General features: G+C 60.1%; 7 protein-coding genes, 1 tRNA gene and 3 pseudogenes. 8 read left to right on the top strand and 3 right to left on the bottom strand.

The window, feature by feature from the left end; all coding sequences use genetic code 11:
• Nucleotides 1-7 precede the first annotated feature (7 nt).
• From gacA to AEQ67_RS21850, 4 genes are all read left to right on the top strand, one after another.
• Complete coding sequence (gene gacA / locus AEQ67_RS21865; protein WP_008015884.1) at nucleotides 8-649, top strand: response regulator transcription factor GacA; 642 nt, start codon at nucleotides 8-10, stop codon at nucleotides 647-649.
• A gap of 2 nt (nucleotides 650-651) precedes the next feature.
• Complete coding sequence (gene uvrC, locus AEQ67_RS21860; RefSeq protein WP_059405902.1) at nucleotides 652-2,475, top strand: excinuclease ABC subunit UvrC; 1,824 nt, start codon at nucleotides 652-654, stop codon at nucleotides 2,473-2,475.
• Between the two features lie 32 nt (nucleotides 2,476-2,507).
• On the top strand, nucleotides 2,508-3,068 hold the full coding sequence (gene pgsA, locus AEQ67_RS21855; protein WP_059405901.1) for a CDP-diacylglycerol--glycerol-3-phosphate 3-phosphatidyltransferase: 561 nt from the start codon (nucleotides 2,508-2,510) through the stop codon (nucleotides 3,066-3,068).
• 63 nt (nucleotides 3,069-3,131) lie between these two features.
• A tRNA-Gly gene (locus tag AEQ67_RS21850) sits at nucleotides 3,132-3,207 on the top strand.
• 182 nt (nucleotides 3,208-3,389) lie between these two features.
• Here the strand turns inward: AEQ67_RS21850 and AEQ67_RS21845 are convergent.
• Genes AEQ67_RS21845 through AEQ67_RS21835 form a run of 3 tightly spaced genes read right to left on the bottom strand, consistent with a single transcriptional unit; the run spans nucleotide 3,390 to nucleotide 7,803 of the window.
• Nucleotides 3,390-4,718 (bottom strand): TolC family outer membrane protein, encoded by a 1,329-nt coding sequence (locus tag AEQ67_RS21845; RefSeq protein ID WP_059405900.1) that lies wholly within the window; start codon nucleotides 4,716-4,718, stop codon nucleotides 3,390-3,392.
• A gap of 1 nt (nucleotide 4,719) precedes the next feature.
• On the bottom strand, nucleotides 4,720-6,060 hold the full coding sequence (locus tag AEQ67_RS21840; RefSeq protein ID WP_059405899.1) for an HlyD family type I secretion periplasmic adaptor subunit: 1,341 nt from the start codon (nucleotides 6,058-6,060) through the stop codon (nucleotides 4,720-4,722).
• 6 nt (nucleotides 6,061-6,066) lie between these two features.
• The gene (locus AEQ67_RS21835; protein ID WP_059405898.1) at nucleotides 6,067-7,803 is read right to left on the bottom strand and encodes a type I secretion system permease/ATPase; all 1,737 of its coding nucleotides are present in this window, start codon (nucleotides 7,801-7,803) and stop codon (nucleotides 6,067-6,069) included.
• A gap of 695 nt (nucleotides 7,804-8,498) precedes the next feature.
• Between AEQ67_RS21835 and AEQ67_RS21830 the strand changes: the two are divergent.
• The 4 genes and pseudogenes from AEQ67_RS21830 to AEQ67_RS35420 all read left to right on the top strand — a co-directional run.
• Nucleotides 8,499-19,326, top strand: a pseudogene (locus AEQ67_RS21830) (peroxidase family protein).
• 692 nt (nucleotides 19,327-20,018) lie between these two features.
• Nucleotides 20,019-20,189: pseudogene (locus AEQ67_RS36370) on the top strand (IS5/IS1182 family transposase); the annotation flags it as partial.
• A 230-nt stretch (nucleotides 20,190-20,419) separates the two neighbouring features.
• Nucleotides 20,420-23,227 (top strand): multicopper oxidase domain-containing protein, encoded by a 2,808-nt coding sequence (locus AEQ67_RS21820; RefSeq protein ID WP_059405896.1) that lies wholly within the window; start codon nucleotides 20,420-20,422, stop codon nucleotides 23,225-23,227.
• Nucleotides 23,228-23,334: 107 nt separating this feature from the next.
• Nucleotides 23,335-23,444, top strand: a pseudogene (locus tag AEQ67_RS35420) (SCO family protein); the annotation flags it as partial.
• Nucleotides 23,445-23,782 lie beyond the last annotated feature (338 nt).

Here is a 23,782-nt window from a genome sequence, read left to right as displayed (position 1 = left end):
TGTCTGCTTGATTAGGGTGCTAGTGGTCGATGACCATGATCTCGTTCGTACAGGCATTACAAGAATGCTGGCTGACATCGATGGCCTGCAAGTAGTCGGCCAGGCCGAGTCAGGTGAAGAGTCCCTGCTCAAGGCGCGTGAATTGAAACCCGATGTGGTCCTGATGGACGTCAAGATGCCTGGCATCGGCGGTCTTGAAGCCACGCGCAAATTGTTGCGCAGTCATCCGGACATCAAGGTTGTTGCGGTCACCGTGTGCGAAGAAGATCCGTTTCCCACACGATTGTTGCAGGCGGGGGCCGCAGGTTATCTGACCAAGGGGGCTGGACTTCCGGAAATGGTCCAGGCCATTCGCCTGGTGTTTGCCGGGCAACGCTACATCAGCCCGCAGATTGCGCAGCAACTGGCGATCAAATCCTTCCAGCCGACCAATGATTCGCCCTTCGACGCGTTGTCGGAGCGGGAGATCCAGATCGCGCTGATGATTGTCGGCTGCCAGAAAGTCCAGATCATTTCCGACAAGCTCTGCCTGTCGCCCAAAACCGTAAACACCTACCGTTACCGCATTTTCGAGAAGCTTTCGATCAGCAGTGATGTCGAGCTGACGCTGTTGGCAGTTCGTCACGGCATGGTCGATGCCAGCCTCTGAAAATGACTGACGCCTTCGATCCAAGCGCCTTTCTGTCGACGGTCAGCGGGCGCCCCGGTGTGTATCGCATGTTCGACAGCGAGGCACGCCTGCTCTACGTCGGCAAGGCCAAGAACCTCAAGAGTCGCCTGTCGAGCTATTTCCGCAAATCCGGTCTTGCGCCCAAGACGGCGGCGCTGGTCGCCCGTATCGCTCAGGTCGAAACGACGATCACGGCTAACGAAACCGAAGCCTTGTTGCTTGAGCAGACGCTGATCAAGGAATGGCGTCCGCCCTACAACATCCTGCTGCGTGACGATAAATCCTACCCCTACGTGTTTCTCTCGGATGGCCAGTTTCCACGCTTGAGCATCCATCGCGGTGCGAAAAAGGCCAAGGGCAAGTATTTCGGGCCCTATCCGAGTGCCGGTGCGATTCGCGAAAGCCTGAGCCTGCTGCAAAAAACCTTTTTCGTTCGGCAGTGCGAAGACAGCTATTACAAGAACCGCACGCGGCCTTGCCTGCAATACCAGATCAAACGCTGCAAGGCGCCGTGTGTCGGCCTGGTGGAGCCCGAGGTCTATGCCGAAGATGTGCGGCACTCGGTGATGTTCCTTGAGGGGCGCAGCAATGCGCTGACGGACGAGTTGTCCGCTGGCATGGAAGAGGCAGCGATCAACCTCGAGTTCGAGCGTGCGGCCGAATTACGCGACCAGATCTCGTTGCTGCGCCGGGTCCAGGATCAGCAGAGCATGGAAGGCGGGACGGGCGATGTCGACGTGATCGCGGCGTTCGTCAATCCGGGCGGCGCCTGCGTGCACTTGATCAGCGTGCGCGGCGGCCGGGTGCTGGGGAGCAAGAACTTCTTCCCGCAGGTGGGTATCGAAGAAGACGTATCCGAAGTCATGGCCGCGTTTCTCGGCCAATATTTCATCAGCAGCCCCGAGCGCGACTTGCCGAGCGAACTGATCGTCAACGTGGTTCACGAAGACTTCCCGACCCTGATTGCGGCCATCGATGAGCTGCGCGGTCGCGAACTGACCATCAGTCATCGGGTGCGTGGTACGCGGGCACGCTGGCAGCAATTGGCGGTCACCAATGCCGAGCAGGCACTCGGTGCGCGCCTGGCCAACCGTCAACATGTTGCGGCACGTTTCGATGCCCTGGCCGAAGTGCTTAACCTGGACGAGCCACCACAGCGCCTGGAGTGTTACGACATCAGTCACTCCAGCGGCGAAGCGACCGTGGCGTCCTGCGTGGTGTTCGGCCCCGAAGGCCCGATCAAGTCCGACTACCGTCGCTACAACATTGAAGGCGTTACCCCGGGCGATGACTACGCCGCGATGCACCAGGCCCTGACCCGACGCTTCAGTAAACTGAAAGACGGGGAGGGCAAGCTACCGGATATTTTGCTGGTGGACGGTGGTAAAGGTCAGTTGTCCATGGCCCGCGATGTGCTCAATGAACTGGCGGTGCCCGACCTGATTTTGCTGGGCGTGGCCAAGGGCGCGACGCGCAAGGCCGGTTTTGAAACCTTGTACCTGAATGATGCTGCCCACGAATTCACCTTGCGCGGCGATTCCCCCGCGTTGCATTTGATCCAGCAGATACGTGACGAAGCTCACCGTTTCGCGATTACCGGGCACCGCGCGCGTCGTGGCAAAACTCGCCGCACGTCTACACTGGAGGGCGTGGCTGGCGTCGGACCGACACGTCGTCGCGATTTGTTGAAACATTTTGGTGGATTGCAGGAGCTGTCTCGTGCCAGCATCGAAGAGATCGCCAAAGCCCCCGGGATCAGTAAAAAGCTCGCAGAGTTGATTTATGCAAATCTGCACAGCGAGTAGAATGCCCCCTCACCTCGTAGCCAGTTGTGCCGATGAATATCCCTAATCTGATTACCGTTCTACGCGTCCTGCTCATTCCGATCTTCATTTTACTGTTCTACCTGCCTTACCAATGGAGCTACCTGGCGTCCGCCTCGGTCTTCGCATTTGCCGCCGCCACAGACTGGCTGGATGGATACCTGGCTCGCCGTCTGGAACAAAGCACGCCGTTCGGGGCCTTTCTCGATCCGGTGGCTGACAAGCTGATGGTCGCCGTTGCGCTGGTGTTGCTGGTGCAAGAACACGGCAACCTGTGGCTCACGCTGCCGGCTGCGGTCATCATCGGTCGCGAGATTGTCGTCTCGGCTCTGCGCGAGTGGATGGCCGAACTCGGCGCCCGTGCGCACGTCGCCGTGTCGAACCTGGGCAAGTGGAAAACCGCCGCGCAAATGTTGGCGCTGGTGATCCTGCTGGCGAACCCGTCGGACTTCTCGTTCTGGGTCCTCGTGGGCTACGCCTTGCTGATGGTGTCCGCAGGCCTGACGTTGTGGTCGATGGTCCAATACTTACGGGCTGCCTGGCCGCATCTGAAGACCGATGTGGAAAAGAAATAAAACTTTTTTGAATCAAGGGGTTGACGGGGCTTCTGGATTCTATAGAATGCGCCACACCAAGACGCGGGAATAGCTCAGTTGGTAGAGCACGACCTTGCCAAGGTCGGGGTCGCGAGTTCGAGTCTCGTTTCCCGCTCCAAGCATTAAAAAATGGATCTCTGAAAAGAGGTCCATTTTTTTCGTCCAAAGAAAAGTCTTTCTTTGACTTTTGCCGCGTTCCCCCCTGAAAACACTCAGATCCGCCCCAATTGGAAAATTGTCCATTACTTCGATCCGGTGCTCGGCAGATCGTTTTTTTCCAAACTGCCGTGCAGATGAACGTCAGTTGGTGACCAACAGTTCCGGGCCGAGGTAGTCGTTGATGTGGTCGATATCGTCGTCGCCCAGACTGCCCACCGAAGAGGCCAGGCGCAGGCGCGACATCAAGTAACGCAACTTGGCCTCGAACAGATCGTGGCGTGCGACGAAGAGCAGCTCTTCGGCATTGAGGACGTCCGAGTTGGTGCTGGTGCCGCCTTCTTTGAAGCCTTTGCGTGTCGAAGTCAGTGAGCGTTCGTTGGACTCCACTGCCTTCTCCAGCGCGTGAATACGTTGGGCACCGCTCTCAACGCCGCGATACTCACGGGTGGTGCCGGTGATGACTTCCTGGCGCGTGGCGTCGAGTTCGTCCAGGGCCTTATAGCTATTGGCACTGGCTTGGCGTGTCAACGCGCTGGTGCCGCCACCGCTGTACAACGGGAAGTTTACTTCCAGCCCGATTGAGCCGTAGCGGTTGCGTTGATTCAGCTCGGAGATTGATTGGCTCTGACCCGCGGTGTAGCCAGCCACGAAATCCAGTGTTGGCCAGTGGCCGGCCTTGGCGCGCTTCACTTCTTCTTCGGCGAGGTCGCTGCTATGACGGCGCGCATGGATCAGCGGGCTGTCGGTCTGGGCTTTGACCAACCAGTCTTGCAGGTTGCCCGGTAGCAACGGGGGTGTATCGAAGCTCGGACGCAAGGTGGTCAGCGATTCGGGCGTTTCACCGATAAATTCCTCAAGCTTGCGGCGCGCGTTGACCAGGTTGTCCTGCGCTTCGATCAGCTCAACCGCGGCGAGGTCGAGGCGAGCGGCCGACTCGTCGATGTCGGTGACGGTGCCAGCCCCCAACTCCATGCGCCGTTTCGCCGAAGCGAGTTGCTCGTCGAAGGCGCTCAGTTTGGACTTGGCGAGGACGATGGTTTCGCTGGCCAGGAGCACGTCGAAATAGCTTTCAGCCAGGCGCACTGCGGCGTCCTGACTCTTGGCATCGAACACCGCGACGCTGTAGTCGGCACGCTGCTTGCCTTGGCGGTACTCGGCCATCTTCTGTTTGTTGAACAGCGGCTGGCGCAGGCGCACGTTAGCGCCCTTGGAGGTGTAGTCGAGATCTCTATCGACGCCGCTCTGGCGTTGGGTGCCATTGACCTTGTTGTCGTAGGCCGAGGCATTGATTTGCGGAAGCAGGCCGGCCATGCCGATGTCGCGGTTTTGCGCACCGGCCTCCTTTTCATGCACGGCGGCGCGATAGACGGGGCCTTGGTACTGCAACAAATCCCAGGCTTGTTTGAGGTCCATGGCGCTGGTCGGGAGGGACAACGCCAGCAGGCAGAAGAACAGGCAATGACGATCCATTTCATTGTTCCTTGAAGGAGCTGTCAACACGCTCAAGCATTGGTTTGAGAAGATAGCTCAGCATGTTGCGCTCGCCAGTCTTGATGGTGACGCTGGCGGGCATGCCGGGACGAATGTGATTGCTGCCAAGAAGGCTCATGCCATCGGGCGTGACTTCTACCTGAGCCAGATAGAATGGTTGCTTGCTTTCCTCGTCGAGCAAGCGGTCGGCGGAGACGGTCTTGACGCGGCCGGGAATGTTGGGCGTCCGGGCATGGTTGAAGGCCGGGAAGGCGATGTCCACGGCCAGGCCGGGGACCATCTTGTCGATGGCCTGCACGGGAATCATTGCGTCGACCTGCAGCGGTTCGTTGTCCGGAACGATTTCCATGATCTTGAAGCCGGGCTGAATGATCCCGCCGATGGTGGCAATGCTCAGGGACTGGACCATGCCATCGATGGGCGATCGAATCACCGTGTGGGTCACTTCATAGTCCAGCGCACGCAAGCGATCGGCCAGGGTGGTGTTTTCCTTGGCGGTGTCGGTGAGCTGCGATTCGACTTCCTTCAGGTAATCGTGTTGGCGCTGCAGGATGCGCAGCTTGATTTCGGTGGTTTGGCTACGCACGCGAGCGATGTTGTTGAGGTTCTCGGCCTGGCCGGCGGAGAGGTCGGCATTGCTGCGTTCCAGCTCAAGCAGACGATTGCGCGGGACATAGCCTTCGGCCGCCAGCATGCGGGTGCCTTTCAGTTCCTGGTTGAGGAAGTTGATCTGCGAGGCGCGGGCGCCATAGACCTGCTGCAGTCCATTGAGCTGCACCGCCGACGCCGCGAGGTTTTCCTGCAGGATACTGATTTCGCCAGCGAGGCCGGCACGCCGGGTGTCCAGCAGGCGTTGTTGCAGATCCATGGCGGCCACCAGGCGGTAGTCATTCCCGAAGCGCTTGAGCAATTCGGGATCGTAGTTCACCACATCGCGGCCGTCACGTTCCGCTTCCAGGCGGTTTTCCACAGTCTTGCTGACGATGTACTGGGCGCTGCCTGCCCCCTGTTCGGCAGCGGCACGCAGCGAGTCGAGGCGGACCACCTCCTGGCCTTTTTTCACTGCATCGCCTTCGCGAACAAGAATGGCCTCCACGGTGCCGCCGCTCAGATGCTGCACGGCTTTGCGGTTGCTGGTGACTTTTACCGTGCCTGTCGCTACCACGCCGGCATCCAGCGGCGCCAGCCAGGACCACAGGAGGAAACCGCCGAAGCCGGCGAGCATCAGCAACATGCCCCAGCGCACGGGTTTACCGACGTCCAGATCCACCACGTTCCTGGGGTCGGTGAGAATCATGTCGGTGTGTTGGCTCATTTGCATGATCGTTTACTCCCGTGCTTTGACGGAGGCCAGCGGAGTTGACGCACCTGCAGGCATCACACTGGCCTTGCGCAGCGCTGCGAATACTTCGTCGCGAGTGCCGAGCATCTGCACGCCGCCGTCGCGCAGCATCAGCACCTTATCGACGGCGCAGAGCACATTGGGACGGTGGGAAATCAGAATGACGGTGGCGCCGCGGTTTTTGAGTTGGGCCAACGCATCGACCAAGGCCTTTTCACCGACGTCGTCGAGGTTGGCGTTCGGCTCATCCAGCACAATCAGATTGGGTTCTCCATACAGCGCGCGGGCCAAGGCGATGCGTTGCTTCTGGCCTCCGGAAAGCGGGCTGCCATCGGTGCCCAGGCGGGTCTCATAACCCTGCGCCAAACGCAGGATCATCTCGTGCACTCCAGTCGTCCTGGCAGCGCGGATGACCGCGTCGCTGTCCACTTCGCCAAAGCGCGCAATGTTGTCGGCGATGGAGCCCTCGAACAGCTCCACGTCCTGAGGCAGGTAGCCGAGCCAGGGGCCCAGTTCGCCCTTGTTCCAGGTGAATATGTCCGCGCCGTCCAGGCGCACCTTGCCGGCTTGTGCCGGCCAGACGCCGACCAACAGGCGGGCGAGGGTGGATTTGCCCGAGGCGGATGGACCGATAATGCCCAGGCTTTCGCCGGGGGAAAGGTTGAAGCTCACCCCGCGCAGAATCGTGTTGCCGGTGCCGGGGGCGCCGGCATACACATTCTCCACCGCCAACATGCCCAGCGGCCGCTGCAGCGACATGCTCGGTGGTCGGCTCGGATAGTCGTTCAGCATCTCGTTCAACCGGCCCCAAGCCGAACGGCAGCCAAGCAGCTGCTTCCACGACGCGATGACTTGTTCCACCGGGCCCAGCGCGCGGCCGGTGAGGATCGAGCAAGCAATCATCATCCCGGGGGTGATCTTGCCTTCGATCGCCAGCAGCGCGCCGGCGCCGAGGATCAGCGACTGCAAAGTGATACGCACGAAGCGCCCGGTGCTGCTGATCAGGGCGGCACGGTCGGAAGCCAGGGTCTGCATTTCCAGTATGCGCAAATGGCTTTGGTACCAGCGCTTGCCGATTGACGGCAGCATGCCCATGGCCTCGATGACCTCGGCGTTGCGTAGGTTGTTGTTGGCGTAGCTGGCGGAGGAGAGGGCGGCCTGATTGGCTTCGGCCAGCGGTTTTTGCGTGGCCTTCTCGGTGAGATACGCCAGGCCCACCAGAATCAGCGAGCCGATCAGCGTGACCAGTCCGAGCAGTGGGTGGATCAGATAGGCGACCAGCAGGTAGATCGGCGTCCATGGCGCATCAAAGAAAGCGAACAGTCCATTGCCGGTGAGGAACTGACGCACCTGCGCGAGATCATGCAGGGCCTGGGCCGGATTACCACCGGCGCGGCTCAGGTTGCGCTCGAATGCTGCGGTGAAAATGCGTCGATTGAGGTCCATGTCGAGGCAGTTGCCGACCCGGATTAGCACGCGGGTACGGAACATTTCCAACGTGGCCATCAGCAAGAACAGGCCGATCACCAGAATGGTCAACATCGTCAATGTTGTGACGTTGCGACTGACCAAGGCTCGGTCATAGACCTGCAGCATGTAGATGGCTGGCGTCAACATCATGACGTTGATGACACCGCTGAACCCTGCCAGCGAGTAAAAACTGCGGCGTAGGCGAAAAATCGCGTCGGCTAGTTCGGATCGGGTACTCGAGAGCTTGTGCATTTGATAGTCCCTCACCGGAAAACCGGTTGTGCTAGCGGCAAAAAGCAGCAAAGCAAATGTTGTGGCAAACCATAGATGTAGTTGCGAATGAATCTCGTGGGCACAAGCGATAGCGTTCTTGAAAAAGTTCCATAAATTTTTATGTTCACATGCAGCAGCGTAGGTGGCGTTTGTCTCTCTAGCGAAACAGTTTGAAATAACATTTCGCTCTAGCTGCTCTTAGAAATATCTATATATCGTTTAATAACAGTAAGTTGGCATGTCAAATACCGTAAGTATTTTTTATCGTCGTAATATTGACATCGCGTTGCTATAGAACTTTAGTCATGTTGAAGGGCGCCCGTCTGAAACCTGCCATCGCTTCGAAGTGCAAGGCACGGTGTTCCTGAAGGAGCAAGACATGTCGATCATTTCGTTCTGTAGCACCGTGACGGAGCTGTTCAGGAAGTTCGCTTCGACTTCCAGATTCCACGGCCCGCCAGCGGCTCGGACTCGCTCTGCCTAATCGCTCAGCGAGCCATTCTTCGCGAATTCCAGGCGCGCATCTCGGAGGGGCCGTGTAACGGCTCTGCCTTCCCGGCCAGCGCTCGCCCCAAAAAAAAGAACCAACACACTGCGCAAGCCAGCACCGGACTGGGCGCGGGAAGATTCTTATCGTCCTGTGCCCCTCCCCAAAGAGATCGAGGGCAATCAAAATGGCCAATTTCAACAAGTCGGACCTGGAGTTCATCCTCAAGCAAATCTTCATCGCAGAAGCGCATGCCGACGGCGCCAGTCTCAGTGATTTGCTACCCAACAGTCAGGTGCCATTCGGCCTGCGCACCGTCGATGGCAGCTACAACAACCTGGTCGCCGGGCAAAGCGAGTTTGGCGCCGCGGACAATTCCTTCCTGCGCCTGCTTGATGCCCAGTATCGAGCGGCCTATGCCGCGTCAGGGAATGTGGTCGACCCGCAGCCACGGATTATCAGTAACCTGATTGTCGACCAGACCGCCCACAACCCGGCCGCAGTAGCAGCGAACGGTGGTGCAGACCCGGTGATCAGCCCCGGTCTGGATGGCGTGTTCGGCACGGCCGACGACAAGGAAGTGTTCTTCATCCCCAACCAGTCGCCGGACGTTGGTCTGACCGCCGGCTTCAACTCGTGGATGACCTTCTTTGGCCAGTTCTTCGACCACGGCCTCGACCTGGTCACCAAGAGCAGTACCGACTTCGTGTTTATTGCGCTGCAGCCGGACGATCCGTTGTACGTGCCGGGCAGCCCGACCAACTTCATGGTGCTGCCACGTGCAGTGCATACCCCCGGCGCGGATGGAATACTCGGCACTGCCGATGATGGCCAGCCCAACACCACCTCGCCGTTCGTGGACCAAAGCCAAACTTACAGCTCGCACCCCTCGCATCAGGTGTTCCTGCGCGAGTATGTCCTCAACGCGGCAGGTGACCCTGTTGCAACGGGGCGCTTGATTACCAACCGCGATCTCGGCGGCGATGGCAAGTTCGGCACTGCCGATGATGGCGACGGCACAAATGGCGGCATGGCGACCTGGGCAGTGGTCAAGGCTCAGGCCCGTGACATTCTCGGTATCAACCTGACCGACGCCGATGTGCACAGCGTGCCGCTGCTGGCAACCGATGCGTATGGCAACTTCATCCGGGGCTCGAGCGGCATGCCGCAGGTGGTAATGCGCGTCAGTAACGGTGCTGACGGGATTGCCGGGACAGCTGATGACGTCACGCAACTGGTCGAAGGCAACCGGGATGCTCCGATCAGCCTGGCCAACGCCGTGAGCGCCGGGCATGGCTTCCTCGACGACATCGCCCACAATGCCGCGCCGGTAGTCGTCGGCGGGGTTCTGCAGGCGGATGCTGACGCCGATATCGGCAATGCGCAGCCGATTGACGCAGGCGGCAACAACCTGACCTATGACAACGAACTGCTCGACGCTCACTACATTGCCGGCGACGGCCGGGTGAACGAGAACATCGGCCTGACCACCGTGCACCATGTGTTCCACTCCGAACACAACCGCCTGGTCCAGCAAACCAAGGACACCCTCCTTGCCGCCGGCGATCTGGCCTTCCTCAATGAGTGGCTGGTGGACGACGTGACCGCGATACCGACGACACCCGCCGGGATCGCGGCGTTGGTGTGGGACGGTGAACGCCTGTTCCAGGCGGCCAAGTTCGGCACCGAGATGCAGTACCAGCACCTGGTGTTCGAGGAGTTCGCGCGGACCGTTCAGCCGCAGATCGACGAATTCCTTGCACCCAACGGGTATGACACCTCGATCAACCCGGCCATCCTCGCCGAGTTCGCCCATGTGGTGTACCGCTTCGGTCACTCGATGTTGACCGAGACTGTCGATCGCTTCGACCCCGAATTCAATCCGCTCCTCCCTGATCCGAACAATCCGGACCCGCAACTCGGTCGGATCGCGGCCTTCCTCAACCCGCGGGCGTTTGCCGGCAGCGGGGCTACGGCGGACGAGGCGGCGGGGGCGATCATTCGCGGTGTGACCCGCCAGCTCGGCAACGAGATCGACGAGTTCGTCACCGAAGCGTTGCGCAACAATCTGCTCGGTCTGCCGCTCGATTTGCCGGCCCTGAACATGGCGCGTGGTCGTGACACTGGCATCCCCACGTTGAATGAAGCGCGCCGTGAGATGTACGCATCAACCGGCGACAGCCAACTCAAGCCGTACATCAGTTGGGCTGACTTTGCGGACCACCTCAAGCACCCCGAGTCGCTGGTCAACTTCATCGCTGCCTTCGGCACGCATGACACGATTACGGCGGCGACCACACTGGCAGACAAACGCGCTGCAGCCTTGGCGCTGGTATTCGGCGGTGCGGGTTCACCGGCTGACCGCCTGGCCTTCCTCAACAGCACCGGTGCCTATGCCAACGTAACGCTGGCCGGCAAGGACGGGCTGATGGGTACTGCCGACGACGTGACGGGTGTGACGATCACAGGCCTCGACGACATCGACTTCTGGGTCGGTGGCCTCGCCGAGGAGAAAATGCCGTTCGGCGGCATGCTCGGCTCGACGTTCAACTTCGTGTTCGAAACCCAGCTGGAGGCATTGCAGAATGGCGACCGCTTCTACTACCTGTCGCGTACCGCGGGCCTGAACTTCGGCACCGAGTTGGAAAACAACTCCTTTGCCAAGCTGATCATGCTCAACACCGATGTCACCCACTTGGCGAATACCGTGTTCCTGACGCCGACGTTCACCCTCGAAGTGAATCAGGCCAATCAGTTCACTAACCTTGGCGTGGACGGCAAAGCCGATCCCACGGGCGGCATCATGATCAACGGCGTAGAAATCGTGCCGCTGGTGATCCGCGACAACCCAGACACCCCTGGTCTGGACAGTAATTATCTGCAGTACACCGGTGAAGACCATGTCGTCCTGGGCGGTACCGCCGGTAATGACATCATCATCTCCGGTGACGGCGATGACACCCTTTACGGCGACGGCGGCAACGATCGCCTCGAAGGCGGCGCCGGGAACGATGCGGTACTCGGCGGCGCAGGCGATGACATCATCACCGACTCGTTCGGCGACAACCGTCTGGAAGGCAATGCCGGTAACGACGTGATCGTGGCCGGTAGCATGGGGGTTGCAGGCAACCTGATCCTGGGTGGCGATGGCCAGGACTTCATCGTCACCACGGAAGACATCACCACCACCTTCGGCGGCCAGGGCGACGATTTCATTCTCGGCGCCAAGACCAACCTGCCACCTACCGGCAACGAAGGTGATGACTGGATCGAGAAGGGCACCCAGGACGGTGCGCCTGGCGATAACGCTGCGCCGTTGCTCACTGACGATACGATCGGTAACGACATCTTTGTCGGCGGTGGCGGCTTCGACGAAATGATCGGCGAGGGTGGCGATGACATCTTCGTCGGCAGCGATGCCCAGGACAAGATGGACGGTATGTCCGGTTTCGACTGGGTGACCTACAAAAATGACAGGGTCGGCGTGACCGTTGACCTGTCCTTGGCCGCGCTGGCGCAGCCACACGGCAACGCGCCAAACCAGAACACCGGGGTGTTCAATCCGGTCGGCGCCTCGCCGGCCTCGATTCTCGACCGTTTTGCCGAGGTCGAAGGCGTGTCCGGTTCGAAATTCGCCGATGTGCTCAAAGGCGATGATGTCGATGCGGACACGATCATCAACCACGGGGGGGCCACGGGCAGTGCGCTGGCCAATGTGGCGTTGATCCGTGGACTGGAGCAGTTTCTGGCCGATGCCGGATTGCCGACCACCGGCTTTGCCACGGGCAACATCATCCTCGGTGGCAATGGCAGTGACCTGATCGAAGGTCGCGGTGGCGATGATCTGATCGACGGCGACAAATGGATCAACGTCAGAATTGCGGTGTATAGCGCCGGCGACGTCAACCATACCGGCCCCGAGATCGCCACCTTCGACAGCATGGTCGATATGATCCCGTTCATGCTGGACGGCACGTATAACCCGGGTCAGCTCAAGGCTGTGCGGGAAGTCATGCCCGGCACCTCGACGGGCGGGGCGGCTTTCGACACCGCCATTTTCTCCGGGAATCAGGCCGAATATACGGTTACTCATGACACCCGCGGCACGGCCGATTTGGCGGACGATGTCTGGACGGTGGCAGATACCGTTGTTGCTCGCGACGGCACCGATACCCTGCTGCATATCGAACGCCTGCAGTTTGCCGATTCCCAGCGGGTGCTGGTGCCGGGGCAGAATCTACAGCCGACTGGCAGTCCGACGGTCACGGATGGAAACGGCGGTGCGATCACGGTGGGCGACACGCTGACTGTCAGCGTGGCCGGGGTGCTCGATGGCAACAACATTGCGGCGGGTAATCCGCTGGGTACTCTCAACAACTCCTCGGTGTCCTACTACTGGCAGTTCGAAGCCGATCCAGGCAGCGGCGTGTTCGAGGACATCATCCTGTTGCCGGCCGGCGACCTGGCGTTCCAGAGTGCCGACGGCACCGCGTTCAAGGTCTCCCCGGATCTTGCCGGGCTATCGCTGCGGGTCAAGGCGATCTATCAGGATGGTCATGGCACGACTGAAATAATCTTCTCGCAGCCGACGGCCGTGGTGGAACCCGGCGCGCCGGTTGTGCCGACAGCGCCGACACCTGTCGTCGATGCCACAGCCGGTGGCGAGGGCCTTCACATGGTCCGCTCCGACCTCAACTTCATTCTTGATCAGATCAAGATTGCCGAGGCTGATGCGGCCGGTCAGGACATCCTCTCGCTGATCCCGAATATCCGCGCGCCGTTGGGTCTGCGTTCGGTCGATGGGTCGAACAACAACCTGATGAACCTCAACGGCAACAATCACACCGAGTATGGTGCCGCCGATAACGTCTTCCCGCGCTTGACCGATCCGGTCTTCAATCCGGCGGAAGGTGCACCTGCCGGGTTCTTTGGCCCCGGCTCGCCGGCCATCCCGGGATCGTCGTACCAGCAGAACAGCGGCCCTGTGTTTGACTCGCAGCCGCGCACCATCAGTAACCTGATCGTCGACCAGACCTCGAACAACCCGGCGGCCTATGCCACGGCTTACGACCCGGGCGCGGACGGAGTGCTCAACTTCGGTGCGGTGGGTAACGACGACGTGCTCAAGGATGGCGTACGGATAGTTGCCAGCCCCGGCATGGATGGTCAGTTCGGTACTGGCGACGACCACGATGTGTACCTGTTCGAAAACACCACGGCGGATGCGGGGTTGTCCGCACCGTTCAATGCCTGGATGACCTTCTTCGGGCAGTTCTTCGATCATGGTCTGGACCTGGTCACCAAAGGCGGTTCAGGCACCGTCTACATCCCGCTGCAACCGGATGATCCGCTGTATGTGCCAGGCGGCCACACTAACTTCATGGTCCTGACCCGGGCGACCAACCTGCCAGGGGCGGATGGCGTTCTCGGCACGGCCGACGACATCCATGAGCAAACCAACACCACGACGCCGTTCGTGGACCAAAACCAGACCTACAGCTCGCACCCGTCGCACCAGGTGTTCCTGCGCGGGTATGTGCTGACCGACGACGGCCCCATCGCGACCGGCAGGCTGATCACTAACCGGGACCTGGGAGCGGATGGCAAGTATGGTTCCGCGGACGACACCGAAATCGGTGGCATGGCGACCTGGAAAGTGGTCAAGGCGCAGGCCAACGACATCCTGGGTATCCACCTGACCGATGCCGACGTCGATAATGCACCGCTGTTGGCGACCGACGCCTATGGCAACTTCCTCAAGGGGCCGAACGGCTTCCCGATGGTCGTGATGAAAGGGGCTGACGGTCTTGGCGGCACGGCAGATGACGTCCTTGTCGAAGGTAATCCGCTATCCCCCATTAGCCTGACCAATGCTGTGCGCACCGGTCACCAGTTCCTCGTCGACATTAACAACAATGCAGCACCAGTGTTCAGCGGTGGCGTGCTCGTGCCTGACGCGGATACCGACGTTGGCAACGCAGTGCCGTTCAATCCGCAGACCGGGGCTAACCTGGCCTACGACAACGAACTGTTGGATGCGCACTACATCGCTGGCGACGGCCGGGTCAACGAGAACATCGGCCTGACGGCGGTGCATGCGATCTTCCACGCCGAGCACAATCGGCTGGTCGCGCAAACCAAGGACACCGTGCTCGATTCGGGTGACGTGGCCTTCCTCAATGAGTGGCTGCTCAATCCGGTGAGCGCGTTGCCAGCCAACCAGGTAGAGATCGATGCGCTGGTGTGGAATGGCGAGCGCTTGTTCCAGGCTGCCAAGTTCGGCACCGAGATGCAGTATCAGCACTTGGTATTCGAGGAGTTTGCGCGGACCATCCAGCCCAGGGTCGATCTGTTCTTCGCACCGACCCAAGTCTATGACGTTGACCTCGATGCCTCGATCGTCGCCGAGTTCGCCCACACCGTGTACCGGTTTGGCCACTCGATGCTGACCGAGACCGTCGATCGCTACGACGTCAATTTCAACGTGGTTGGCGATCCGAACAGCGCTGATCCCGATCAGCAAATGGGCTTGATCGCGGCGTTTCTCAACCCGTTGGCGTACGCCGCCAGTGGTGTGACGCCAGAAGATGCGACCAGTGCGATTATTCGTGGGGTGACTCGCCAAGCCGGTAACGAAATCGATGAGTTCGTCACAGAGGCGCTGCGCAATAACCTGCTCGGTCTGCCGCTCGACCTGCCGGCGCTCAACCTCGCTCGTGGCCGCGACGTGGGGATTCCCTCGCTTAATGCGATCCGTCGCGACATCTTCAACCAAACCGGTGATACCCAACTCAAGCCGTACAGCAGCTGGGTCGATCTGGTGCAGCACCTCAAACATCCAGAGTCGTTGATCAACTTCATAGCGGCCTATGGCACGCATGACACGATCACGGAAGCGACCTCGATGGCAGACAAACGCGCTGCAGCCATGGCGCTGGTATTCGGTGGTGCGGGTGCGCCGTCTGACCGCTTGGACTTCCTCAACGGCTCCGGTGACTGGGCCAACGTAACGCGGGCCGGCAAGGATGGGGTGCTGGGGACGGCCGATGATCTGAAGGGAGTGACGATCACGGGCGTCGATGCCATCGACCTCTGGATCGGCGGCCTGGCCGAAGAGAAAACTCCATTCGGCGGCATGCTCGGCACGACCTTCAACTTCGTGTTCGAGAACCAGCTGGAAAAACTGCAGGACGGTGACCGCTTCTACTACCTGGAGCGTACCGCTGGCCTGTCGATGAACGCCGAACTGGAAAGCAACTCGTTCGCCAAGCTGATCATGGCCAACACTTCGGCCACGCACTTGCCAGGCCTGGTGTTCTCGGACCCAGGGTTCTATCTGGAAAGGGATCAAAGCAAACAGTTCAACGAAGGCCTGGGCAACGCCGATCCGCTTGGCGAGCACGGCGAGCAGGTGGTGTTCCGCGACAACCCGCTGACAGCGGGGCCGGACACCAACTACATCCGGTACTCGGGTGAAGAGCACATCGTGCTGGGCGGCACCAACGGCGCAGACATCCTCATATCGAGTGATGGTGATGACACGGTCTGGGGTGACGGCGGCAACGATCGCATTGAAGGCGGTAACGGCAACGACCAACTGCGCGGTGGCGCCGGCGACGACATCATCACTGACGTCGGCGGCGACGATAACATCCAGGGTGGCGACGGCAACGACGTGCTGCACGGTGGCAACGGCATCAACCTGATCATTGGCGGGTTCGGCAATGACTTCATCGTGACCGGTGAGGACGCTTCCGAGGCCATTGGTGGCCAGGGCAACGACTTTATCCTGGGCAGCAAAGCCAACGAACAGGACATGGGTAACGAAGGCGACGACTGGATCGAGAAGGGCACTTCGGACGGTGCACCTGGCGACAACTTCGACCCGGCTGGCAATGACCCGGTGATCGGCCACGATGTGTTCATCGGCGGGCACGAAAACGATAAGTTCAACGGCGAAGGCGGCGACGACATCATGGGCGGCCGTCTCGGCCCGGGTGACCGCTATATCGGCGGCTCCGGCTATGACTGGGCGACCTTCAAGGGGCTCGCCCAGGGCGTGACCATCGATTACCCCGACCGCTTTTTCGATGTTCCGCCGGTGCCGGGTTCGGGTGCTTCGGCGCTGGTACGTTTCGACATCATGGAAGGTCTGTCGGGTTCATCGCACGGTGACTTCTTGCGCGGTGATAACGAAGATGCCACATCGCTGCCCACTGCGGGGGCAACCGGCAGTGTGCTGACCAACATCAACCTGATCAACGGTCTGGCTGATCTGCTGCCAGCCGGAGCGACGTTCTTCGATGGCGGTAACATCATCCTCGGTGGTAGCGGCAGCGACTTGATCGAAGGTCGCGGTGGTGACGACATCATCGATGGTGACAAGTGGCTGAACGTACGCATCAGCGTACGGGCGAACGCTGATGGCACTGGCCCGGAAATCGCCTCGTTCGACAGCATGGAACCGATGGTGCCGTTTATGCTGAACGGTACTTACAACCCGGGCCAGTTGGTCATCGTGCGGGAGATTCTGACCGGCGATAACAGCTTCGACACTGCGTTGTTCTCCGGTAATTTGGGTGAATACGGCATCGAGATCGATGGCAACACGGTCATCGTGACCGACTCGGTGGCGGGGCGTGATGGCGTCGATCGCCTGACGGGTATCGAGCGTCTGCAATTCGCTGACGTTGCACTGTCGTCCGGGGTTGGCACCGCCCCAAACAACGACCCATCGGGTCATCTGGCAATCCTCGATGCTGCCACCGGTGTACGTGACGAAACGCCTGTCGCCGGCCAGTTGCTGCGCGTCAGTGATTCGGCGGTACACGACGCGGACAACCAAAGCGTGGCCAATCCGACCGGTGCGGTGACCGGTGGTGTGGCTTACTACTGGCAGGTCGAAAACATTCCCGGCACAGGTGTCTATGAAGACATCACCTTTGTCGCCGCTGGCGAGGCATCGCGGGCGACTGGCACCACTTTCCGGGTGGGGGCCGATGAGGCGGGTCTGAACATCCGCGTCCGGGCGGTGTACCAGGACGCCAAGGGGACGCTGGAGATCGTCGACTCGTCCGGGAACAGTACACCGACCCAAGGGCCGACCGTTACCGGGCTTGCCGTGCAGAACCAGGTGTTGACCGCTGACCCGTCGAGCATCATCGACCTCGATGGCCTGGGCAGCAATCCGCAGTTCACCTACCAGTGGCAGGCGAACGACGGGCTTGGCTTCGGCAACATCGCCGGCGCTACCCGCAGCCCGTTCGCGCTGGGCCAGGCTCAGGTCGACCAGGAAGTGCGCGTGGGGCTGGGGTACGTGGATGCCTTCGGCGTGGCCGAAAGCGTTTCGTCCAACATCCTGGGGCCGGTGGAGAACGTCAACGATGCACCAACAGGCGCGTTGCTGATCAGCGATACGACACCGGAACAAGGACAGGTGCTGACCGCGCTGACGGGTGGGATTGCCGATCTAGATGGGCTGGGCACCTTCAGCGTCCAATGGCAGCAACGTGTCGGCGCCACCTTCATCGACATCAACGGCGCGACGGCTGCGACCTTCACCCCTGGTGCGGCGCAGAACAATCTGCAACTGCGGGTGATCGTGCGCTATACCGATGGCTTCGGCGCGCTGGAGTCGGTGATCTCTGCGGCGACGGCGGCGGTTGTGGTACCGCCTGGCGTAGTGCTTACGGGTGACGCTGCGGCGAACATCCTCACGGGCGGCGCGGGTCCCGATGTGCTGAGTGGCCTGGGCGGGAACGATACGCTCAATGGCCTGGCCGGTACTGACCAGTTGTTTGGCGGCACTGGCAATGACATTCTCAACGGCGGAGACGACAACGACGTCCTCAATGGCGGGGACGGCAACGACACCCTCAACGGTGGGCTTGGCGCGGATGCCATGAATGGCGGTGCCGGCAACGACACCTTTGTGGTCGACAACGTCGGTGACACCGTCACCGAGGCGCTGGGTGGTGGTACCGATCTGGTGCAAACCAGTCTGACCAACTACCTGCTCGGTGCCAACGTCGAAAACCTGACCTATACCGGTGCCGGTAACTTCACCGGAACCGGTAATGCGCTGGCCAACACCATCACCGGCGGGGCCGGTAACGACACCCTCAATGGCGGCGCGGGGGCTGACCGGCTGGTGGGGGGACCGGCAACGACACCTATGTCGTCGAGCAGCCGCGGACGGGGTGGTCGAGGTGGCGGGTGGCGGTACGGATCCCGTACAGACGTCGCTGGCCAGCTACATCCTGGGTGGTAATGTCGAGAACCTGACCTATACCGGCGCCGGTAACTTTACCGGTACCGGTAATGCGCTGGCCAACGTCATCACCGCCGGGGCAGGTAACGACACCCTCAATGGTGACAGCGGCGATGACATCATCACCGGCAATGGCGGTAACGACACGCTCAATGGTGGCGCCGGTAACGACCAACTGCTGGGTGGCATTGGCACGGATACCCTGAACGGCGACGCTGGCGATGACAGCCTCGATGGCGGTGACGGGAACGATACATTGAATGGTGGCACTGGCGACGACACGCTGCTCGGCGGGCTGGGAATTGACAGCCTGGGTGGCGGTATCGGCAACGATCTGCTCCAGGGGGGCGATGGCAACGACACGCTGCTCGGCGGTGTCGGTAACGACACATTGTTGGGTGGCATCGGCAATGACGTTATCGATGGCGGTGTCGGCAACGATACGGTCACTGGCGGTGCCGGCAACGACACGATGGTTGCCAGCAGTGGCAACGATATCTTCATGTTCGCAGCGGGCTTCGGGGCCGATCAGATCATCGGCTTCGATGCCAACGCGGCGGGAGGCCAGGACCTGCTCGATATTTCCGCGTTCGGCGTCACAGCAGCGACCTTTGCCAGTATCGTCATCATCACCGATGTCGGTGCGGATACCTTGATCAGCTCCGCAGGAGCTGAGTCCATCCGCCTGGTCGGTGTAGCCGATGCGACAACCGTCACTGCCGCGGACTTCATCCTCGCCACTTGAGGTCTGATTGGAAAGCGGAAGGGAGGGCATGGATGCCCTCCCTTTTTTTTACAAAACTGGCCGTTTGTTAAGCTGAAATTGGGTGAACCACCCTGGCAGGTCGGTATGTCGGACCGTAGGAAACGCGCGATCAACATTTGACAGGGGAGTGGAAAAAGGAGAGCCCGGCCGCGAACAATTCAGCCGTTTTCGCCATGATCCGCTTGTTGGTTTCGCTCACCGCGTCTGCTACCGGGATTATTCCGGTTTTCGACACAGCCACCTGTAACCCAAGCGTGATGAATGTTTCCCACTGACTCTTAACTGCTGAACAAGCTGATAAGACTTAAGGCTGCCCCTATCGAAAAAATGAAAAGAGTGAGTGCCAGCGTAAGGATTAGCGGTTCGATGCGCATGAAATTGACTCCTCAGAAGAGCAAGCATTGCACGCCTGAGAGTGCCCCAAGAAAGCTGTTTTTCCAGTGGCAACGGCTTCAAACTCTCAATTAATGCGCTAGTGAGCACACAGCATTCTCTATGCCAAAAAATTCAACAGCTTATAAATCCCCGCCGGCGGGCCAGCCTGATTCTGTGGCCAGTTCTCCATCAAAAAAGTTGAAATAAGGTGCGGGTAATACAACCCGTTTATGGGGGGATTTCTCTTGGTGTGGGGATAGCCATATTACAAGTAGCTTCAGGTTGGTATTGGAGGCTGGTTCTTCCGGTTGGGCCTTGAAGTTGAAGTACCCAATCACTTTAATTTTCCCAACAATTGACAGGCCCGTTTCCGGGACAGTGATCTGTTTCGCTGGTTGTTTAATGAAGTGCTGCGTCGCGGCATGGACGCAGGCCAGGTCATAAGCGGGGGAGTTGCAGTGGACGCTCCAACCGGGCGCGGGTGTCCGAGTGTCCTCAAATTGGCCCCCTGAAAACGGGGGTGAACTTTCCCCGTTAGCGGGTGTCATTCCCCAGTCGTTTTCCCCGCTCATGGCACTGTGATGCTGATAAGCCATTGGTTTGTTCAGTATTAGTATTTCGTAAAAAAAGTGACAAGTCTGGCGAGGTCCTTGCACTGCCCACCATTACCCCCTTCACGACTTCGAGGCGGCTGGTGATGGACAGAAAAGCGCGGTACCCCTTCCAATGGTTTGGCCTCCTGACGCCTCTGAGCGTCCTTCTGACAATGACCCTGGGCACAGGGACTCTGCGCGCCAGCCCCATCGATGACGAGCGACAGCCAGAACCGTCCGACCCCTCGGCTTATTACGACGAACCCGCTGACAAAGCGGCGGCGTTGAACGCCATTTTGACCATGCCCGAGGCCAACAGAGACTCCTTCGATTTACCCGGTGGCGTCAAAGGCAGCAAAGACACCACGCGGGTGGAAAACATCCTGCCGCCGACGGTGCAAACCAGTTTCAACTACCCCACCAACGGCAAGCCGAGTCCACTGTATGGCGCTCAGCCATTTACTCAGCAGTTGGTGCTGTTCGAAGAATTCGGCCCGGAAAAACTCGACCCCACCACACCGGCGGCGCTCTTGCCGTTTCCACCGGCAGCCATCGGCCCGTTGCCACAGCAGGACCCCACCAGTGCTGCCCGCAGCGCGCCACCCAGCGCTGCTCTTGATGCGTTCCTGCGCCAACCGGGGCTGACGCCGTTCCCCAGCCAGTACTCCAACGTGGTCGACCGTAACCCGTGGCAGAAGCAGATCGAATTTTTCCTCAACCGCCGTATCGGTTCGTCGGCTGAAGGCCGTCCGCCAGGAAAAGGCTGGTCGCACCAGCGCTGGAACGAGTTCTACCCGCAAGTGGCCTACAAAACCGTGCAAACCGGCGCACGGTTGAATACCGGTGGGCGTGATAGTCGTCAGATGCACGGCTATGCCGTGGGCGAGTTTGGCCCCGGCGGCCTCTATCACAACGTGGCTGGAGTCCCGGTGACCGATGGCACCGCCAAGGGCGTCGATCCGCGTTTCCACCCGAAAATGCCGGTGCAGAACCACAACTCGGTCTGGACCTTCGACGGCACTTTGCCGCCAAAATTGTTGATGGTGCGTTACGGGCAACCCGTGTTGATGCGCCATTACAACGGCTTGCCCATCGACCCGTCGGCGAACATGGGTTTTGGTCTGCACACCATCACCACCCACGAGCACAACGGTCACGCACCGGCGGAAAGCGACGGTTATGCCAATGCGTTTTTCTTCCCGGGGCAATTTTACGACTATCGCTGGCCGATCCAGTTGGCCGGTTACGACAGCATCAACACCAAGGCTGAAGACCCGCGTGCAGCGTTTCCGTGCGCGCCGGGCGAAACCCTGTGGACCAACGACCTCACCCCCAGCCGCAAGACCTGCGATCACGGCACGATCAAGATCCGCGGCGACTGGCGCGAAACCATGAGCACCCACTGGTTTCACGACCACATGCTCGATTTCACCGCGCAGAACGTCTACAAGGGCAACGCGGCAATGATGAACTACTACAGCGCCCTGGACCGCGGCAATGAGTCGGTGAATGACGGCGTCAACCTGCGCTTTCCCAGCGGCAGCGCCTTGCCCTGGGGTAACCGCGACTACGATGTCAATCTGCTGTTTGCCGACAAGGCGTGGGATAAAAACGGTCAACTGTGGTTCAACCCGTTCAACACCGACGGCTTCCTCGGTGATCAGGTGCTGGTCAACTGGCAGTGGAAACCGACCCTGGATGTGCGCGCCCGCAGCTATCGGTTCCGCATGCTCAATGGCTCAGTGTCGCGCTACTTCAAACTGGCGCTCGTGCGCGAGATCAAGGGCACCAGCGGCGAGTTCCCCGGCCCTAAAAACTCCGGTGTGTCCTATGCCCGCGTGCCGTTCCACATGATTGCCAACGACGGCAACATCATGGAACACAGCGTGCCGTTCGACGGCAGCATGGATCTGGATGCCGACGGCGATAAACAGAACCACAACGCGATACTGCCAACCATGGGCATCGCCGAGCGTTTCGACATCATCGTCAACTTCTCGAAAAACGGGATCAAACCGGGCGACAAGCTGTTCTTCGTCAACCTGCTGGTGCACGAAGACGGCAAGGGCCCGGAAGAGCCCGTCTCCCTGGCTGACGTGCTGTCCGAGAAATACCGGGCGATCGTCAAGCAAACCAGCAAGGGGCCGAAGTGGGAGGACGGTGATCCGGCGGTAGGCAAGGTGTTGCAACTCAACGTCAAGGCCTACACCGGTCAGGACCTGGCCATGGACCCGGCAGCGTACGAACCGGCCAAGCCGGGTAAAGCCGAAGGCCTGGTGATGATCCCGCTGAAGATTCATCGCGACAACGCGACCGACAAGGCGCTGCTAGCCAAAGCCCGTCACCGCACCTACACCTTCGGCCGTTCCGACGGTACCGATGAAGCACCGTGGACGGTCAAGACCGATGGCGGGTTCGGCTTCCACATGGACCCACGTCGCTTGAACGCCGCGACCCAACTGGCCAGTGGGCCGACCGATGCAGGTGTCGCCGGTTTCGGCACCCTGGAAGTGTGGAACATCAAGCTCGGCGGTCAGGGCTGGAGCCACCCGGTGCATGTGCACTTCGAGGAGGGGATCATCCTCAGCCGCGGCGGCAAGGCGCCACCGGAATGGGAAAAATGGGCACGCAAGGACGTGTACCGCATCGGCCCGGAAAAGGACGGCCTGGACAACGTCGAGATGGCGATCAACTTCCGCGAATTCGCCGGGACGTACATGGAGCACTGTCACAACACTCAGCATGAGGACAACTCGATGCTGCTGCGCTGGGACATTGAGAAACCAGGGCAATTCCAGTTGATGCCGACCCCGTTGCCGAGCTGGGATGGCGTGCGCTACGTGAACTCTGCCGCACTGCCAACCTTCCGCACTGGCGATGGCTCCGGCCCTAAAGTGGTGGTCAAACCATGAGCCGCGAGGGAGCCGACATGAAAATGTATATGCCGCGCTCCCGCGCCCTGGGCATGCAGCTGATTTTTAAACCGCACGTTGGCGCCAAGTACAGGAACTACTGGGGGGGGCCGGGCTGGAAGTCCCTGACCGGCTAGTTTGCCGACGTCACCGACCTGCGCAAAAGCTCGCGTTGTTTATCGAAGGCGTCGACAACGGCCGCGGCAAGGATCACAACTGCCTGTGGTTGCCGCAAGCATTTGATCAGTGAATAAACCAGCGAGCAGTTGGATATCGTGCCCAGCAGTCGATTGTGAATTGGGGGAGGGGGCGACTTGTTGGTGGGGACGGAGCTCGAGCGCCTGCTCCGACGCGATATGGCCAACTGCTACACGCCGATGCTTGGCATGATCTAAGCTCCACACAGGAAGGCTTTTTAAGCAGTAATTCCAATATGGCAGCGGTTCTGCCTGCGGGAGATGACTGCGCGGGCGTCGAAGTAAGCGAAATGCCTTGAGCTGCGAGTGCTGACTGCGGTTCTTTTTTTTGGCTGTAAAACGTGCCAGAGGGAAGTAG

The sequence above is a fragment of the Pseudomonas sp. RIT-PI-q genome, assembly GCF_001297125.1.
Classification (GTDB): domain Bacteria; phylum Pseudomonadota; class Gammaproteobacteria; order Pseudomonadales; family Pseudomonadaceae; genus Aquipseudomonas.
The sequence above is the reverse complement of the archived record's forward strand: the minus strand, read 5'-3'. Positions and strand labels throughout refer to the sequence as shown.

Excerpts from the sequence above, each read along its gene's own strand:
- uvrC (WP_059405902.1), top strand. The coding sequence starts at position 652 with ATGACTGACGCCTTCGATCCAAGCGCCTTTCTGTCGACGGTCAGCGGG.
- AEQ67_RS21820 (WP_059405896.1), top strand. The coding sequence starts at position 20,420 with ATGGACAGAAAAGCGCGGTACCCCTTCCAATGGTTTGGCCTCCTGACG.
- pgsA (WP_059405901.1), top strand. The coding sequence starts at position 2,508 with ATGAATATCCCTAATCTGATTACCGTTCTACGCGTCCTGCTCATTCCG.
- AEQ67_RS21845 (WP_059405900.1), bottom strand. The coding sequence starts at position 4,718 with ATGGATCGTCATTGCCTGTTCTTCTGCCTGCTGGCGTTGTCCCTCCCG.
- AEQ67_RS21840 (WP_059405899.1), bottom strand. The coding sequence starts at position 6,060 with ATGCAAATGAGCCAACACACCGACATGATTCTCACCGACCCCAGGAAC.
- AEQ67_RS21835 (WP_059405898.1), bottom strand. The coding sequence starts at position 7,803 with ATGCACAAGCTCTCGAGTACCCGATCCGAACTAGCCGACGCGATTTTT.